This is a genomic window from Microbulbifer sp. ARAS458-1, assembly GCF_045348205.1.
GTDB lineage: Bacteria > Pseudomonadota > Gammaproteobacteria > Pseudomonadales > Cellvibrionaceae > Microbulbifer.
Genome location: NZ_CP155838.1, coordinates 1 through 16,887, shown reverse-complemented (window position 1 = coordinate 16,887; position 16,887 = coordinate 1). Strand labels below are relative to the sequence as shown.

16 protein-coding genes are annotated in these 16,887 nt (G+C 58.3%); 14 read left to right on the top strand and 2 right to left on the bottom strand.

The features are described 5' to 3' along the window. Positions 1–31: 31 nt before the first annotated feature. Positions 32–754 carry a 3-deoxy-D-manno-octulosonic acid kinase gene (locus tag AAFH99_RS00080; protein ID WP_043320426.1) on the top strand — a complete coding sequence of 241 codons (723 nt, stop codon included), beginning with the start codon at positions 32–34 and terminating at the stop codon, positions 752–754. A gap of 12 nt (positions 755–766) precedes the next feature. Here AAFH99_RS00080 and AAFH99_RS00075 read toward each other — a convergent pair whose 3' ends face one another. Beyond that, positions 767–1,789, bottom strand: a complete 1,023-nt coding sequence (locus AAFH99_RS00075) for an NAD-dependent epimerase (protein WP_406828315.1) — start codon at positions 1,787–1,789, stop codon at positions 767–769. A 171-nt stretch (positions 1,790–1,960) separates the two neighbouring features. Beyond that, positions 1,961–3,457 (bottom strand): TolC family outer membrane protein, encoded by a 1,497-nt coding sequence (locus AAFH99_RS00070; protein ID WP_406828314.1) that lies wholly within the window; start codon positions 3,455–3,457, stop codon positions 1,961–1,963. Between the two features lie 512 nt (positions 3,458–3,969). Here AAFH99_RS00070 and AAFH99_RS00065 point away from each other — a divergent pair. From AAFH99_RS00065 to AAFH99_RS00005, 13 genes are all read left to right on the top strand, one after another. Then, positions 3,970–4,674 (top strand): paraquat-inducible protein A, encoded by a 705-nt coding sequence (locus tag AAFH99_RS00065; RefSeq protein WP_231491854.1) that lies wholly within the window; start codon positions 3,970–3,972, stop codon positions 4,672–4,674. Continuing rightward, positions 4,671–5,342 carry a paraquat-inducible protein A gene (locus tag AAFH99_RS00060; RefSeq protein ID WP_406828313.1) on the top strand — a complete coding sequence of 224 codons (672 nt, stop codon included), beginning with the start codon at positions 4,671–4,673 and terminating at the stop codon, positions 5,340–5,342. The genes AAFH99_RS00065 and AAFH99_RS00060 overlap by 4 nt, the downstream gene beginning before the upstream one ends. Beyond that, complete coding sequence (locus AAFH99_RS00055; protein ID WP_051687188.1) at positions 5,339–7,699, top strand: PqiB family protein; 2,361 nt, start codon at positions 5,339–5,341, stop codon at positions 7,697–7,699. Before AAFH99_RS00060 ends, AAFH99_RS00055 begins: the two co-directional genes overlap by 4 nt. Positions 7,700–7,773: 74 nt before the next feature. Next, the gene (locus AAFH99_RS00050) at positions 7,774–8,358 is read left to right on the top strand and encodes a DUF4136 domain-containing protein (RefSeq protein WP_043319368.1); all 585 of its coding nucleotides are present in this window, start codon (positions 7,774–7,776) and stop codon (positions 8,356–8,358) included. A 130-nt stretch (positions 8,359–8,488) separates the two neighbouring features. Next, positions 8,489–9,061, top strand: coding sequence for a DUF4136 domain-containing protein (locus AAFH99_RS00045; RefSeq protein ID WP_043319367.1), 573 nt, complete (start codon positions 8,489–8,491; stop codon positions 9,059–9,061). A gap of 32 nt (positions 9,062–9,093) precedes the next feature. Further along, positions 9,094–9,744: an NUDIX domain-containing protein gene (locus AAFH99_RS00040; RefSeq protein WP_043319365.1), complete on the top strand. Its 651-nt coding sequence runs from the start codon at positions 9,094–9,096 to the stop codon at positions 9,742–9,744. Positions 9,745–10,013: 269 nt separating this feature from the next. Then, positions 10,014–10,559 carry a DUF1249 domain-containing protein gene (locus AAFH99_RS00035; protein ID WP_051687187.1) on the top strand — a complete coding sequence of 182 codons (546 nt, stop codon included), beginning with the start codon at positions 10,014–10,016 and terminating at the stop codon, positions 10,557–10,559. A gap of 63 nt (positions 10,560–10,622) precedes the next feature. After that, positions 10,623–11,426 (top strand): metallophosphoesterase, encoded by an 804-nt coding sequence (locus tag AAFH99_RS00030; RefSeq protein WP_043320421.1) that lies wholly within the window; start codon positions 10,623–10,625, stop codon positions 11,424–11,426. Positions 11,427–11,627: 201 nt separating this feature from the next. Continuing rightward, positions 11,628–12,290: a hypothetical protein gene (locus AAFH99_RS00025; protein WP_043319363.1), complete on the top strand. Its 663-nt coding sequence runs from the start codon at positions 11,628–11,630 to the stop codon at positions 12,288–12,290. 66 nt (positions 12,291–12,356) lie between these two features. Continuing rightward, entirely contained in the window at positions 12,357–13,001 is a 645-nt protein-coding gene (locus AAFH99_RS00020) for a YqiA/YcfP family alpha/beta fold hydrolase (RefSeq protein WP_406828311.1), read from the top strand. Between the two features lie 46 nt (positions 13,002–13,047). Then, positions 13,048–14,934, top strand: a complete 1,887-nt coding sequence (gene parE / locus AAFH99_RS00015) for a DNA topoisomerase IV subunit B (RefSeq protein WP_406828310.1) — start codon at positions 13,048–13,050, stop codon at positions 14,932–14,934. 263 nt (positions 14,935–15,197) lie between these two features. Then, the gene (locus AAFH99_RS00010; protein ID WP_081847960.1) at positions 15,198–15,647 is read left to right on the top strand and encodes a DUF3592 domain-containing protein; all 450 of its coding nucleotides are present in this window, start codon (positions 15,198–15,200) and stop codon (positions 15,645–15,647) included. A gap of 127 nt (positions 15,648–15,774) precedes the next feature. Beyond that, positions 15,775–16,164: a hypothetical protein gene (locus AAFH99_RS00005; protein ID WP_406828309.1), complete on the top strand. Its 390-nt coding sequence runs from the start codon at positions 15,775–15,777 to the stop codon at positions 16,162–16,164. Positions 16,165–16,887: the final 723 nt, after the last annotated feature.

Genomic DNA, 16,887 nt, shown 5'->3' with positions numbered 1-16,887 from the left:
CACCGGTCCGGGGCGTTTTTGGGGGCATTCTGTGGGGTATCAACAATTCACGCGCAAGCGCGTCTCGATCATTTTTGACGATGCGCTTGTCGGTGCCGACTGTGAAAAACTGTTTCGGCCCGATTGGCTGGCGCAGGCGAGCGGTGGCCGCCAGGTACAGCGCGGAACGGCGATCATGTTCGAATACAACGGCCTGGAGCTGGTATTCAAGCAGTATCACCGGGGAGGCCTGGCCGGACGGGTCGTCAAGAAAACCTATCTGCACAGTCCTCTCGCGGATACGCGGATGTGGCGGGAATTCAATATGCTGCGGGAAATGCGTGCACTGGGCTTGCCGGTACCGCGCCCGGTGGCGGCGCGCTGCGTGAGCCTGCCGCCGCTCGCCTATCGCGGTGCGTTGATAACCGAGCGGGTAGCGGATTCGCGGACGCTGGCCGAGGCTTTGTGTCAGGGGCCGCTAGATGAGGGGCTCTGGGAGGCGCTGGGCGGGCTGATTGCGCGCTTCCACCGGCACAACGTGTACCACGCTGACCTCAATGTACACAATATATTACTGACGGGTGCGGACTGGTATCTGATCGATTTCGACAAGGGGGCGATCCGCAGCCCGCTGTCCCGTCAGGATGCGGACGGTAACGTGTCGCGCCTGCGCCGCTCCCTGGACAAGGAAATGGGGCGTCTGCCAGGCTTCCAGTTCACGGAAGACAACTGGCGCAGGTTGCTGAGCGCCTATCGCGCGCAAATGGCGGCCTAGGATTCATTCGAATCATACCGAATAGTAGTTTCGGTACCACTCCACAAATTTCCCCACGCCCTCACGCACACTGGTATTCGGGCGGTAGTTCACCGCCTGCTGCAGCTTGCTGGTGTCCGCGTGGGTATCCAGAATATCGCCCGCCTGCATGGGTAGCATCTCGCGAATCGCCTTTTTCCCCAGTGCTTCTTCCAGCGCGTCGATATAGTCGACCAGCTGTGCGGGGTTGCCATTGCCGATGTTGAATACCCGGAAGGGCGCATTACTGGTGGATGGCACCGGTGCATCGCTGGACCAGTGCTGATCCGCCGTGGCGACCTGATCGCTGGATTTGATCACACCCTCGACGATGTCGTCGATATAGGTGAAATCCCGCGTGTGATGGCCGTGGTTGAACACAGGGATGGGGCTGTCTTCGAGGATCAGGCGGGTGAACTTGAATAGAGCCATATCCGGGCGCCCCCAGGGGCCGTATACGGTAAAGAAGCGCAGGCCGGTGGTCGGTATCTGAAACAGGTGACTGTAGCTGTGGGCCATCAGCTCATTGGCGCGCTTGGTGGCGGCGTAAAACTGCAGTGGGTGGTCAACACCGTGGTCTTCACTGAATGGCATCTGGGTATTGCCGCCATAGACACTGCTGGTGCTGGCGTACGTGAGGTGTGGTGTGCTGGCGTAGCGGCACACCTCCAGCAGGTTCGAAAACCCCACCAGGTTGCTCTCTACATAGGATTCCGGGTGCTCGATCGAGTGACGCACGCCGGCCTGGGCGGCCAGGTGGATAACCCGGTCGAACTGGTGTTCGGCGAAGATCCTGTCCAGTGCTGCGCGATCGGCAATATTGGCCCGTTCAAACTGGTAGGCGACGCCGTGCTGCTGTGCGGCGTGTTCCAGCTCGCGCAAGCGGGCTTCCTTGAGGCTGGTCTCGTAGTAGTCGTTGACGTTGTCGATGCCCACTACGGCATCGCCGCGGGCCATCAGCGCGCGGGCGACGTGGAAACCGATAAAGCCGGCATTGCCGGTGATCAGGTGCTTCATGGATAGTTGGATCGCAAATAAATCTTGGGTAGCGGCAATTGTAGCCAGTGGCCGCGCCAGTTTTCTCCAGACGGAAAAAAGGCCGGGACTATAGCAGTACCGGCCTTCAATTTCTGCGCTTCGCGCAAAAGTCGCGAAGCGCGTCAGGTTTCCCCCTCAATAGGGGAGCGGTTACTTGCTGAAGCTCGCTGCGCCGCTATCGAGGATATGGGCACGGGAAACCGGAGTGGCCGGATTCAAGCGCGTGTCCAGCTGCTGCAGGTCTTCCGGTGCCAGCAGGCCCGCCACCAGTTTCAGGTTCAGGGTGTTGAGGATGTAGTCGTAGAGCGCGTTGGCGTAGTCGGTCCGGGCCAGCGCGAGGGTGCGCTGAGCCAGCAGTACGTCCACGATATTGCGCGTACCTACCTCGTAACCCGCCTGAGTGGCGTCCAGCGCGCTTTTGGCGGAAATCACAGCCTGTTCGCGGGCCTCTACCCGGCTGGTATCGGTAGTGACCGCGCGGTGCAGGGTACGGGTGCTCTGAATGGTATTGCGCTCGGTCAGGTTGCGGATATCTTCCGCCTGGAAGGCCAGGTTGCGCGCCTCGCGACGGCTGGCGCTGAGGCCACCACCGGTATACAGCGGCATGTTGAAGGTGATCGCCGCATACTTGGTCTGGCTGTCTGTGGAAATGGGCAGGCGCTCGTCCAGCTCTCCCGGGACCGAGGTGGTGGAGGAACCGTCCTGGTGATAATCCTGATAATTCAGGGTGCCGGTCAGTGTGGGCAGATGCTCGGCCGCCGCCGCGCGAGCACCGTAGCGGGCGGCATCGGCGGCGAGGCGGGCCGCTTTCAGGCTGTAGTTGTTGACCAGGGCAAACTCTACCCAGGCGGCACGATCGGCGGGCTCCGGTGGGGCAACGGTAAAGTTGGGCTGCAGCGGGGCAACCACATCGTGATCGCGGCCGGTCAGCACCGAGAGAGCGTCAAAGTTGCTCAACAGGTCGTCCTGAGCGGTCAGGCGGCGGGCAACGGCACTGTCGTACGCAGAGCGGGAGTCGTAGACGTCGGTAATCGCGGTCAGGCCCACTTCAAAGCGCTGTTGCGTCTGCTCCAGCTGCTTGGCCAGGGCTTTCTCTTCTGCCAGTGCGGCCTCCAGTACATCGTGGGCGCGCAACACGTCAAAATAGGCGCTGGCGACACGCAGCATCATGTCCTGCTGGTTGGCGCTGAACTCCGCGGTAGATTGCTCGCTGGCGGTTTTGCCCTGCTTGTAGCCGAACCAAGCCGGCAAATCGAACAGCGCCTGGCTGAGGGTCGCCGAGTAAATGCGCTCGTCGGTATCGGTATCGCTGCGGTTGGGAACTACAACAACCTGATTTTCGGTAAAGGTGTAGTTGAATCGCGTGGCGTCAGTTTTGGTTCTGCTGGCTTCCGCGGAGGCGTTCACCTGAGGCAGCAGCGCCGAACGGCCGAGATTTTTGGCTTCGAGACCCGCGCGGTAGGCTGCGCGGTCCGCGGCCAGTTGTGGATCGTTATCCAGTGCCTGCAGGTACACCTCCCACAGAGTGTCCGCTTGCGCCTGAATGGCGCCAAGCCCGGTACCCAACCCCAAAACGGTCGCGGCGAGCAGAGATTTCATCGGGCGTCCCAGCTTGCGTGCGATGCGCCCTTTTGCACTTCTTGTCATTTCGTTTGATTTCCTGTGACAGCTGCGGTCTTCAAGTTTCCGGTGGCGTCTGTGGTATGCGAACCCCAACGCCCACTGCTTTCCTGTAAACCCCGCATTGCATTTCACTGCGCACTGTTCGTTATTTATGCGCGTGAAATGGTTCTGGAGCCAGTCTGTCGAGTGCTCTGAAGGCAATGCTGGCTTGGCCCCTTCTCGTTAGCATTTATTGCTGGCATCCGTTTACAAGACGGAGATCGGGCCCGCGGTCGCGAGAGTGTACCGTCCGCCCGCAGGAGCGTCGAGGCGACGGTTGGGGCAAATTGGTATATCTTCGTTAAACGGACGCGAATGCGCGTCCAGTGACAAATATTTGCCCGCCCATCGGCTTTTCGCCGTTCCCGCCCATCAGACGCGCCACTGGCGCCGAATGGATGCACGCAGGTGCGCGGCCGCGTGGAAGATGAAATTCCGGGGCTGGCAGGTGGGATTCACACCGGAAAAAGCGGATACACGGAGCGCGCAGACGATTTATGGGGCAGGGTTTGGATCAGACTTGCCGGCATACGCAAAACCCGGATACCGGGCCTGTTGCCTGGCAGCGGGCCTGCCACCAGTGCGACCTGCTGCTGACGCGCGCCCATGCCCCGGTGGGGCAGAGTCTGCTGTGCCCGCGCTGTGGCGCCTCCCTGCATCGCAATATGGACCGCAGTGTGGCGCAAACCGCGGCACTGAGCCTGTGTGGGCTGCTACTGTTCATCCCCACCGCAACCCTGCCGCTACTGGAGTTCTCGCTGTTTTCTTTTGGTGCCGAGAACACCCTGATGAACGGTGTGCAGGCACTTTTTGCCGCCGGCTATATCTGGCTGGCTTCCATCGTACTGTTCTGCAGTGTGCTGGCGCCGCTGGGGAAATTCCTGTTGCTGGGGTTTATCTGCTGGGGTAGCGGTTGGGCCAGCATGGCCGGGCCGGTCGCGCGCGCCCTGCGCTGGTATCACCACCTGCAGGAGTGGGGCATGCTGGATGTGTATATGCTCGGCATTCTGGTGGCACTGGTGAAAATGTCGGATCTGGGCAAGATGACTGTGGAGCCCGGTCTTTATTGCTTTGTTGCCATGATGGTGGTGGCCAGTGCCACTTCCGTGTCGTTTGACGCGGAAACCATCTGGGCAAGGCTGGCGCGTCGCCGCGCACAAAGTGACGCTGCGGAGCGCAACCAAGAAGAGGATACCGTGTGAACCGTCCCGCGCGCGCATTGTCTCACGGGTTCTGGACCTGCCTCGGTTGCCGCCAGCTGGTGCGGGTGTCGCCGCAGACGCAAAGCTGCCTGTGTCCGCGCTGCGGTGCGCGTATGCACGGGCGGATCGAATCCAGTCTGATGCTGACCTGGGCGCTGACAATTACCGGCGCGCTGCTGCTGATTCCGGCGAATATATTGCCGGTGATGACGGTCATCTATCTGGGGGCCGGTGAGCCAAGTACGATTATCGGCGGCGCCCTGGAGCTGTACCAGAATGGACTCTGGGGCATCGCGTTGATCGTGTTTGTGGCGAGTATCGCGGTGCCGGTGATGAAGCTGGTTGGGCTGGTGATTCTGTGCCTCATCGTACAGTGGCGCCTGAATGTGGCACCGCGTCAGGCCATGCGGATCTACCGGGTGGTCAATGCTATCGGCCGCTGGTCTCTGCTGGACCTGTTTATGATCTCTATTCTTGTGGCGCTCGTGGATATGGGAGCCATTGCCGAAGTGGAGGCGGGCGCCGGCAGCACTGCCTTCGCTACCGTGGTGGTGGTGACCATGTTTGCGGTGCGCGCATTTGATCCGCGCCTGGTGTGGGACGTATACGAAGCCAGGCTGCAGGCGAGTACAGCGGTAAAGAATAAAACGCACAGGGAGACCGAATGAGCGAACCGCCATTGGATTACGACGCCCCGCCCGAAGGGGTGGCGCGCCGCAGTCGCGGGATTTCGCTGGTGTGGCTGCTGCCACTGATTGCCGCAGCCATCGCGGCCTGGCTGCTGTATGAAGATTTTACCCAGGGGGATATCAAGGCCACCATCCTGTTTTCCACCGGCGATGGCCTGGTAAAAGGCAAGACCGCGGTGAAGTACTCCGGGGTGGAAATCGGTGTGGTGGAGGACTTCCGTCTGGCGCCCAATGCCAAGGAGCTGGACGGGCAGGACGGCGTCGTCGCGGAGGTGCGCTTCAACCACAGCGCCGCCTATCTATTGACCCGCGGCAGTAAATTCTGGCTGGTGAAACCGGAAGTGTCGCTCACGGGCGTCCGCGGTCTGGAAGCACTGGTCTCTGGCAATTACATCGCCATCGAGCCCGGCAGTGGCCCGTCGCAGAAACACTTTGTGGCGGTAACGGAGGCCCCACCCAACGTACGGGGTGACGGCCTGCGTATCACCCTCAAGTCTCCGCGTCTGGCGTCGCTCAACCGCGGCTCGCCGGTGTATTACCGACAGCTGGAAGTGGGGCAGGTGGAGAGCTATCGCCTGACTGAAGATGCCAGTGAGGTGGAGATCAGCCTGTTTATCCGTCGCCCCTACGCCCATCTTGTACACCGCGGTAGCCGCTTCTGGAACACCTCCGGAGTGTCTATCCAGGGCGGGATCAGCGGAGTGAATGTCGAGCTGGAATCCCTGGCGTCACTGATCGCCGGGGGGGTCAGTTTCTACACACCCGAGTCTCAGCGCCATTCGCCCCAGGCGGAAGACGGCAACGCGTTCAAACTGTACAAAAATTTTGCCGAGGCCGACGCAGGTATTCCCATTACGCTGGATTTTGATCGCGGGGTCAGCCTGGCAGAGGGCTCCACTGAGGTGATCTACCAGGGTATCAAGGTGGGGGAGGTCAGCAGCGTCAAGGCCAATCGCAGCATCAATGGTATGTCGGTGAAGGTACTGATGGATCCCATCACCGACGACCTGCTCAGTGAAAATACCCGCTTCTGGCTGGCACCACCCACCCTGGATTTCACCTCTGGGGTAAACGACCTGCTGAAAGGCAATCGCATCGAGGTTGATCTGCGCAAAGGCAAGCGCTCGGTGCGCACCTTTGAGGCCGCGTCGAAACCGCCCCAGCGCGATCCGCGAGTGCCCGGGCTACACCTCACATTGACCGCGCGCAGTACCGGCTCTCTGCAGCGGGGGGCGTCGGTGTATTACCGCCAGATTGAAGTGGGGCGGGTACAGGGGATGGCGCTGTTACCCGATGGCTCCGGGGTAGAGGTGTACGTGGTGATCGATCCCCCCTACGCACATCTGGTCAATAGCGATAGCCGCTTCTGGAACGTCAGTGGCGTGCGCGCCAGCGCCAGTCTCGAGGGTATCGAGGTGGAAACCGACGCTTTGTTGTCCGTGGTGCGCGGTGGTATTGCCTTCGGTAGCGGACCCCATCACAGCAAGAACGCGGAAAGTGCGCGCACCGGTGACAGTTTCCGGTTGTATAGCAGCCGTGAAGAGGCGCAGGAAGAGGGGATCAATATCTATATCGACCTCAAGGGTGATGAGGGGTTGAAGGTGGGATCGGCACTGCGCTACCGGGGTATTCAGGTGGGTGAGATCACCCGTATGCGCCTCACCCTGGAAATGGACGGTGTGCGCGCCCGCGCCCGCCTGTACCGACGGGCGGAACGCTTCGCGCGCACGGGAACCCGGATGTGGGTAGTGGGGCCGAAGCTGGGCCTGGATGGCGTGGGCAATCTGGAAACACTGGTTACCGGACCCTATCTCGAGTTGGAGCCGGGCAGCGGCAACGACCCGCAGACCGAGTTTGTAGCCATGGCCGCCAAGCCGGAACCGGACCTTGCGGATACCATGATGATGCCCGGTCTGGCGTTGATTCTGGATGCACCGCGACGGGGTTCACTGAAACGCGGCAGCCCGGTGTATTACCGTCAGGTGCAGGTTGGGCGCGTGACCGGATACCAGCTTGGGGAACTGGCGGACCGGGTTTACATCTATGTTTATATTGAGCCCCAGTTTCGCACCCTGGTGCGGGAGCACACGCGCTTCTGGAATGCCAGCGGTGTGGACGTCAACTTTGGCCTGATGACCGGCCTCGATGTCCACACCGAATCAACGCAGGCACTGCTGGCCGGCGGCATTGCCTTCGCCACCCCGAACAACCCGGAAATGGGGCTTGAAGTAGAGTCCGGCAGCCATTATCCACTGTACGGGAAGCCGGAAGACGAGTGGTTGCTGTGGAGCCCGAAAATCGAGTTATATCCGGCTCTGGAAGACAGTTTCAAATAACACGAAGGAGTTTCGTTTGCGGAGCTCAGCGAATCGCCGCACCTTCGTCGCACCAAGGACCTAAGGAAGCTTTCATGGGAATTATGCACAAACCTGTTACCGCGCCTGTTGTCGCTATGATGCTCGCGCTGGGCGTCGCCCTCGGGCTCGCCGGCTGTGGGACACCGACAAAAATCGAGCGTATCCAGTCTCCCGGTGCTCCGGTCGCATTTCAAACCTATGCCTGGGGTACGGAAGCCCTGAGTGCGGATACCGGCGCACCGGCACAGCTGGTGGAGCTGGACACCGAGTTGCGTCAGGTGGTGGGTGGCCTGCTGCAGTCCCGCGGGTATCGCCAGGTGGCCAGCACCGACAGTGCGCAGATGGTGGTGGATTATCAGATCGCGGTGGTGGAAGAGGAGTTTGCCAGCGACGACAACAACGAAAGCTGGGATTCCCAGTTCGACAGCAACGCCCAGCGGGGTGTGGTTGAATTGCCGGATCGCAGCGGCGCGCCTAAAGTCACCCTCTCTGTGGGGATCGGCCCGCAAAATGCCATGCCCATCTGGGGCGGCAGTGCTACCAAATTGATTGCGCGCCCGGAAGACAAGCAAGAGCGCCAGCGGATTCTGAACAGTGCCGTGGGTGAGCTGCTGAAAGACCTGCCGCCGGCCTCGTGATCGGAGGGAGTGATTAGGGATAGAATCCCTCTCACAAATAGGCCCACCATATTGTTCAGATATTTTACGCACAACAAATAACAGTTTCGGCAGGGACGCCGCGACTCTCAACGCACTACCGGGAGAAGTCATGGCTTCACTGCAACGACGTACACCGCTTGCCGCCGTTACTCTGGGGCTGCTCGCCGCCCTGCTGCTGGCCGGCTGCGCAGCCCCTAATCCGGTGGCGGTCGATTACGACCCCACCTACAAATTTGCCAACCTGCGCAGTTACTACCTGCTCGACACCCTCGCCAATGGGCCTGTCTCACCGTTTGAAAGCAAACGTGCGAGCCAGGCGGTGGATGACATTCTCAAAGGCAGCTACCAACCCGCCGCCAGCCGCGAACAAGCGGACTTTCTGGTGCGGGTACAGCTGTTCAGCGCCGATAAAGTCGCGGTCTACGAAGACCCGTTTTCCATTTACGGTGGCTACCGCTATTTCGGGTTCGGCTGGCGTGCGCCGTTGCGAGTGCGTGAATATCGTGAGTCGTCGCTGATAGTGGATGTTCTCTCGCCGGACGAGGCGCCCCTGTGGCGTGGGTCTATGCCCTCTGTAGCCGGTCGTTACGATGCGCCGGAGCAGCAGCTATTCCAGCTGCGTCAGGAGGCCAGCCAGATTCTCGCCCGCTTCCCGCCTTACAATGATGTCGGCTTCGACTGAGCCCGGCGAGTTGGCCACATAGGAACGCGCGAATGAGTGAAAAAACGGATCTGCGCCCCCAGTTTACCCGCGGCGCGGTGGATATTATCCAGCGCCAGACCGTGTATGACGGTTTCTTCAAAATGCACAAACTGCGCCTGCGTCACCGCCTCTACCGCGGTGGCTGGGGGGAGGAAATGGAGCGGGAGCTGTTTGTGCGCGGCAACGCCGTGGGGGTGCTTCTGTACGACCCGCAGCACCAGCTGGTTGCATTGACCGAGCAGTTCCGCATCGGTGCCCTGGAGCGAGACCCGAGCCCCTGGTGTCTGGAAGTCGTCGCCGGGATGGTGGAAGACGGAGAATCCCTCGAGGAGGTCGCCCGTCGAGAGCTGCAGGAAGAGGCGGGCATACAGGTGCAGGACCTTCACTATATCCGCAGCTACCTGCCGAGCCCCGGCGGCTCCAGCGAGCGCATGCACCTTTTTTGTGCCTGTACCGACCTGCGGGGTACAGAGGGGGTATTTGGCCTGGCGGACGAGCATGAAGATATCTGTCTCAGAGTTTTCCCCCTGGATAGCGTGATCGCCGCTATGGAGAGCGGTGACGCAGCCATCGACAATGCCGCCAGCATCATCAGTCTGCAGTGGTTGCAGCTCAACCGGACGCAGCTGGACCAGGCTGCGGAGGCGCACCCCAATCTCTGATTGGATGGATCAGCCTATCTTGACCTTATCATTCCCCTGATAGTTACACTTTAATGGCAATCACCGCTGGATACTGCCAAGGTAGTGAACGGTTACTAGCGGTGTGTGCCTCCCAGCCCCTTGCTTCCAGGCTGCCAGTATCGGGCGATGACGCAGCTGCTGATTTGGTCGGTTTTTGTTCGTAAATTGGCAAGATGCGTCGAAATTTCACCGCGCCGCAGATATTTTGAGAGATCAGTCACGGCGTGAACTCAACAGGAGTGTCGATAATGGCGGTACCGGCAGACACAGGCCGAAACAAAACGGCATCGCCAGCGCGAGAGAGCTCTCGTGGCCCGGCGGCGGCTGGTAAGGACCGCTTTCGTGTGGACTTACCCACCTATCACGCCGATTGCGATGCGAACTACCTTCGCCTGTGCAAGTTGATGCCGGAGCTCGCAGATAATCAGAGCTGGCGCTATCAGATCCCTAACGGGACCCTGGAAGTCGCCGTGCTGGATCGTAGCAGGTACACCACCGAGGTGTGTCTTCAGGCCTCGGCCAGCGAATCCAGCGACAAGGACAAACACTGGCTGACCCCGCCGCCGATCACCGTACGCCTCTATCACGATGCACGGATGGCGGAAGTTGTCGCGGTGAACGGACAGGGCCCGGTAGGTGGTGATGGACTGAATTTCCGCTATCCCAATCCGGCCATGCACAATGAAGACGAGCGCCAACAGGTCAACCGCTATCTGAGTGAGTGGTTGGCCCACTGCCTGGCCAATGGTCGCGCCGAAGTTACTCTCCCCTTCGGAACTCAACCGCCGACCTGAATAGACCTGAGTAGTCGCCGGGCATCGTACAGGCGTACATGGATGTACCGGCAAGGTGAGAATGTGAGTAACAATCCAGCACAAGCAGCACATCGGCTGATCCAGTTTACCGACCCCCATATTGGCGGCCGGCCGGATTATCAGTTGCTGGGTCTCGACACCGGCCACACTCTGGATGAGGTGCTCGCCGCCCTGGAAAAAAATCCGGTGACGCCCGAGTTGATGGTAGTGACCGGCGACGTCTCAGCGAATGCCTCCGAAGCCTCTTACCGCCGCTTCCTGCACAAAATGCAGCGGGTACAGTCCCCCTGGTTCTGGCTGCCTGGCAATCACGATAACCCCCAGCGGATGGATCAACTGGCAGCAAAACGCCGCCCGGAAGTGGTCAATGTGGGCAACTGGCGGTTGTTGTTACTGGATACCAGTGTGCCCGGCCAGATCTGTGGTGGTTTTGATGAGGCCGAGCTCGCGCGCATTGCGCAGTTGCTTGAAAACTACGCCGATCATCCACTCATGCTAATGATGCATCACCAGCCGGTAGCCGTCGGCAGCCACTGGATTGACGGCCACATGCTGAAGGCGGGGCGCGACACGTTTATCGAGCTGGTGCAGAAAGCAGACAATGTGCGCGCCATCACCTGGGGGCACGTACACCAGCAGTTCGACAGCCACCTGGGCAATATCGGCCTGCACGCCACGCCATCCACTTCGGTACAGTTCACCCCCGGCAGCGGCCCATTCGCCGTAGACAGCGAAATGCCCGGTTACCGCTGGTTCGACCTACACGACGACGGTCACTACGAGACGGGCGTAGAGCGGGTCGTCATCGCCGAATACAGTGTCGATCTGGCATCTTCCGGATACTGATTCCACACGGCACCTTAAACGCAGATCAAAAATCCATTTGCATTTCTTAACCTGACTTACGTGACTTGTCGGCCGCCAATCTATTCTAAGATGGCACCTGAATTCGCGGTTTAGTGGTACCGGGTTCCTGCAGACCGCAGGCTGGCAGTTTGCCGGCGCCGGCTGCAACAACATTCGTGTTCATCAGGAAGTGAGGTCACCATGCAGAAAATCCCTAAAAACGTCCTGCCCCTGCTATTGCTTGCCACTACGTTTATCGCTGGCTGCGCCCAGCAGCTGGTGGCGACGCCTGAGGACCAGGCCGATGGCCTGATTCCCCGTGAAACCGGCCTGGACAGCGTCAGTGCCGCATATGCGTTCGATATGAGTGGTGCCAAGGTATATCTGGAACCGGTGGGTGTGGAGTACAGCAAGCGCTTCCCCACGGCCAGCTCACCACTGCGGGCCAAGGATTACGAGTTCCGCGATAAAGACCTGGTGAAGCTGCAGGAAGTGATGGGGGAAACCCTCAGTGAGCGCTTCCTTGCTCCGCGCCAGAGTCAGCTGGTAACGGACAAGGCGGAAGCCGACTACGTGATGCAGCTCGATCTGAGCCGCTTCGCCCTCGGCGCGCCGCTGGATCCGCAACCCTGGCTGTGGCGGGTCTACACCGACCAGAGTGCCTACGGCACCCTTTCCGGTGAGCTGACCGACCTCGAGGGCAACCCGCTAATGCGCTTCAGCGATCGCCGGGATATCGGAGAAAACTTCGGCAGCCTCGGCCCGGGTGGCCGCTTCGAGCGGTTTACCAGCGTCACCTTCTGGCGCGATATGAAAATTGATCTGCGCCGCGCATTCGCCAGCCTCGACGAGTCACTTCAGTAAGCGGACATAGAAAACATCCGCAATGCCGCCGGTACTTCTGCCGGCGGCATCGTTATAATCCCCAGCATGTCGCAACATGCCAACCCTCAACATCGCCCCCTGGCGCCTCAGGAGCGCCCGCTGCTGGTCTATCTGCACGGGTTCCTGTCGTCGCCCCAGTCCTTCAAGTGTCAGCAGCTCAAGGCGTGGCTACAGCAGACGCATCCGGAGGTTGTCTTCTACGCTCCGCTGATCTCGCCCTATCCCGCAGAGGCCGCCATGGCTCTGGGCAATGCACTGGCCGAATTCAGAGCCTCGCATCCAGGGCCCATCGGCCTGGTGGGTAGCTCCATGGGGGGCTTCTGGAGTACCTGGCTGGCGGAGCAGCACGGGCTTCCCGCGGTTCTCATCAACCCCGCGGTCTCACCGTCGCGCTTCATGCCCGACTACGTTGGTCAGGACCTGAAGCCCTACAGCGGTGAGGATAAAACCTATCGCCTGCGAACGCAGGATCTGGATAACATGCGACAGCTGGAAGCGGGGATACCGGCAACCTTGAGTGGGCGCTACTGGCTGCTGGCGCAGCGCGGTGATGAAACGCTCGACTGCCGCGAGGCAGAAGCATTCTACCGCGGCCATCGGCAAACCATCGAAGATGGTGGTGACCACAGCTTTCAGGAATTTGCCCGCCATATGCCCGCGCTGGTAGATTTCCTGTTTTCCGATCAATAAAGAACAACACCAAGCAGTAGGCGCCGGCCACGGCGAGCAGAACTCTATGGCTAATTATTCCGCAGAAGATATCGAGGTATTGACGGGCCTGGACCCGGTGAAAAAACGCCCGGGGATGTACACCGAAACCACGCGCCCCAATCACCTCGCCCAGGAAGTGATCGACAACAGCGTCGACGAAGCCCTCGCCGGGCACGCCAAGAAAATCGAAGTGGTGCTGCATAAAGACCACTCCATCTCCGTCAGTGATGACGGCCGTGGCATGCCAGTGGATATCCACCCGGAGCAGGGGCGCCCCGGAGTGGAAGTGATCCTCTCTACGCTCCATGCTGGCGGTAAGTTCTCCAACAACAACTACCAGTTTTCCGGTGGCCTGCACGGGGTCGGTGTTTCCGTAGTGAATGCCCTGTCCAAAGTACTGGAAGTGACCATCCAGCGGGATGGCAAGGTGCACCGCATCGGTTTCCAGGACGGTGAAAAAGCCTCCGACCTGGAAGTCGTCGGCGAATGTGGCAAACGCACTACTGGCACCAGCGTGCGCTTCCTGCCGGATCCCAAATATTTCGACTCGCATAAATTTTCCGTACCGCGCCTGCGTCACCTGCTGCGTGCCAAGGCGGTGCTCTGCCCCGGCCTCAACGTCACCTTTATCAATGAGCAGGATGGCGAGTCTGACCAGTGGTACTACGAAGATGGCCTCAAGGACTACCTCGCAGCCGCCAATCAGGGCTGGGAAGTGCTGCCCGCCGAGCCGTTTATCGGCAACTTCGCCGCGCAGACCGAAGCCGCAGACTGGGCCGTGCAATGGTTGCCGGAAGGCGGTGAGGTTACCGCCGAGTCCTACGTCAACCTGATCCCCACCGCCCAGGGCGGCACCCATGTGAATGGACTGCGCGCGGGACTGCTGGACGCTATGCGCGAGTACTGCGAGATCCGCAACCTGCTTCCGCGGGGCGTTAAACTCGGCCCGGAAGACATCTGGGGACAGTGCTCCTACGTGCTCTCCGCCAAACTCGCCGACCCGCAATTTTCCGGCCAGACCAAGGAGCGTCTCAGTTCCCGTGAAGCCACCGCCTTTATTTCCGGTGTGGCCAAAGATGCGTTCGGCCTTTGGCTCAATCAGCATACGGAAGACGGCGACAAACTTGCCGAGCTCTGCATCAGCAATGCACAAAAGCGCCTGCGCTCGGCCAAAAAAGTCGCGCGTAAAAAGGTCACCCAAGGCCCCGCATTACCCGGCAAACTTGCCGACTGCTCCAGTGCCGATGCCAGCCGCTCCGAACTCTTTCTGGTGGAAGGGGACTCCGCTGGTGGTTCCGCCAAGCAGGCGCGCGACCGCGAATTCCAGGCCATCATGCCCCTGCGCGGAAAGATTCTGAACACCTGGGAAGTAGATGCCAGCGAAATCCTCGCCAGCCAGGAAGTGCACGATATCGCCGTCGCCCTCGGCGTCGATCCCGGCAGCGACAATCTGGAGGGGCTGCGCTACAACAAAATCTGTATTCTCGCCGACGCCGATTCTGACGGCCTGCACATTGCAACGCTCCTGTGTGCACTCTTCCTGCGCCACTTCCGCCCATTGATTACCGCCGGCCACGTGTACGTAGCCATGCCGCCGCTGTTCCGCATCGATATTGGCAAAGAGGTTTACTACGCACTGGATGACGCCGAGCGCCAGGGAATTCTTGACCGTATCAGTGCCGAGAAAAAGAAAGGCAAAATTCAGGTAACACGATTTAAAGGTCTGGGTGAAATGAACCCCTTGCAGCTGCGCGAAACCACCATGGATCCTAACACGCGGCGGCTGGTACAGCTGTATATAGACGCGGGTGACAACAGCAATCAGCTACTGGATATGCTCCTCGCCAAGAAGCGCGCGAGCGACCGCAAGCAGTGGCTGGAAAGCAAAGGCAACCTTGCCGAAGTCAGCTGATCATAAAGCCCCGCAATGCGGGGCTTTATTGTTCATACGGTGCGCAAAACTGCCTTAAAGCCGATTCGCATGGCGAGGGTCGAGTCGAATGAGGCGCCTTGGTAGTAGTCTGGGGCAGTGCATTTATGCCTAGATATAGACATGTGCGAGAAGAGGTGAAATGCCTATATATAGCCATTATGGGTATATATAGACATCTCATGCCCAGATGTAGACATTATGTCTATATCTGGGGCTATTGAATAAAACTGTTATACGCAAATATGAACAATAGGTATCTACTTGGAGTAATAGCATTTTTGATTTTCGCTTGGGGAGGCGAAGCTGGAGGGAAAGCATTTAGTGGAGTCTACAGCTGGATCAAAAGTGACTTTAGCAATCCAGTGCCTGGTGTAATAACTAAATCGGAAATGGTGTGGTCGTCGGGACGTTATGGAGGGCAAGCTCACTGGGATATTGAATATTTCTACGTGGCTGGCGGAAAAGAGCTTACTGGTTATCGAGTAATGCCGTCTAGCTATGGAATTGAGGTTAACGAAGTTCTCTCCAGTTATCCTGTAGGCAAAAAAGTTACTGTCTGGCATTCAGCATCAGATCTCCAAAGCTCAATGCTGGAGCCTAGAAGAATTAGTTTCATGGCATTTTTTGTTGTTGTAGTCTCTGTGGTACTACCAGCACTAATAACATTCGTGTGGCTTCGGCCAAGCGTATAACAAGCAGCGGCAGAGCGACAGCCAACACTACGCACCTTTTGTGTTACTCGCTGTCGCTCAAACATTAACACAAAAGATGCTCCGCGTTGGCAGCGCCTGCGCTGGGCGTTAGAGTAAGGAGAGCACAATGAAAGGATTTATCACCGTTCTGGTTCTATCGTTGATTTCGGCCAGTGTTTTTTCGTACGAGCCTGATCGAGCTAGGTCTAATCAAGCTCACGAGCTTGCTGAATGTGCCGCATTTTATTCATACGGCGCTGTAGCTGTTAAGAGAAATGGCAATTCTGAGCTTTCTCAAGAATTACGTAGATCAGCTGATCTTGCGTTAAAGCTTTCAGAAGGTTTGAGTAACCAAGAAACTGCCATGGCTCGTTTTACAATGGCTGCGAAAGAGCAGGGTGAAACTATCAATCATGATTTCTCTAATATTTCTCGACTTTTACTAAAAAGTAAAGATATCTGCAAGATAGCCGTAACGCAGCCGAGTACAAGATATCAGTACTGGCTTGGACAATAACTCTAACAATCAGCGGCAGGGCGACAGCCAACGCTACGCACCTTTTGTGTTGCTCGCTGTCGCTCAAACATTAACACAAAAGGTGCTCCGCGCTGGCTGCGCCTGCGCTGGGCGTTAGGTAAATGAGCATTGAGAAAATTTTCGAAGTACAGCCCGTCTACAATGTCGAAAAGAATAAGGCAGGAAGAAAATTGGCAAAAACAAAAAGCGCTGAGAGAAAGATATCTTCCTATATATTTTAAAGTATTATTTATAACTTACGTGTTTATGGTTTCAGTCTATGTCCCGTTTGGAAATCATGACAAATTTTACATTCAGGCATTTATTATCGTGCTGATATTTATTGTGCCAGCAGGTAGCGCATTTATAGCGAGCGTTTTTTCTACCTACATGTCTGGAGTAAACTACTACTTAGGAGATTGGATCGTGTCGCAAGAGAGTGATGGGAGGCGATTTAGCAGCAATAAATTATTTTGTTGGTGCTTTTCAATAGTGTATATCACAATTTATTTTTTTTCCTCGGTTAACACGAGGCTCCTTTTTACCTAACAAGGTGCGGCAGACCGACGTCTTACTTTGCGCACTTTTTGCGCAGTCGCTACGCTCCTATTTTCGCGCAAAAACTACACAAAGTAAGCCGCCGCTGCGCGGTATCTGTCAACGTAGTTGTCGCGTTTAAGGTATCAGCTCTTTAACAATTTACCGCCTTGTCCGGGTTCAGCA